At 62.5% G+C, this 506-nt stretch carries 1 protein-coding gene; it reads left to right on the forward strand.

Annotated features, from left to right (window positions below):
* A partial coding sequence (locus NKI24_RS35915; protein ID WP_502901520.1) for an MFS transporter occupies positions 1-506 on the forward strand: 506 nt, incomplete at both ends.

Raw genomic sequence — 506 nt, forward strand, 5'->3', positions numbered from 1 at the left:
CAACTCACCGGCATCAAGGCGATGTTCGTGCTCTATGCGTTGCTGGGCCTGCTCGGCGGTCTCCTTTACGCGCAGATCCCGCAGCGCCGTCCAACGTCGGACTCCGGCAGCACGTCCGCGCTTGGCCCCTCGCGGAATATCGTTTTCAGGCTTGCGGCCCTTTTTAGCCTTGATGCCTTTGCCGGCGGCTTCCTCGTCCAGTCGCTGCTTGCCCTGTGGCTTTTCGAAAAATTCGACCTGTCGCTTTCGGAAGCGGGCTTTTTCTTCTTCTGGTCCGGCGTGCTTTCGGCGTTCTCATTCCCCGTTGCCGCCTGGCTGTCGCGGCACATCGGACTCATCAACACGATGGTGTTCACACACATTCCGTCCAGCATCGCCCTGATGCTGGCGGCGCTTGCGCCGACGCTCCCTCTGGCGCTCGCCCTGCTGCTGATCCGTGCCGCGCTTTCGCAGATGGACGTCCCGACGCGCTCATCTTACGTCATGGCGGTCGTCACGGAGGCGGA

Origin of the sequence: Mesorhizobium sp. M0701 (genome assembly GCF_040320365.1) — a bacterium.
In the GTDB taxonomy this organism is placed as follows: domain Bacteria; phylum Pseudomonadota; class Alphaproteobacteria; order Rhizobiales; family Rhizobiaceae; genus Mesorhizobium.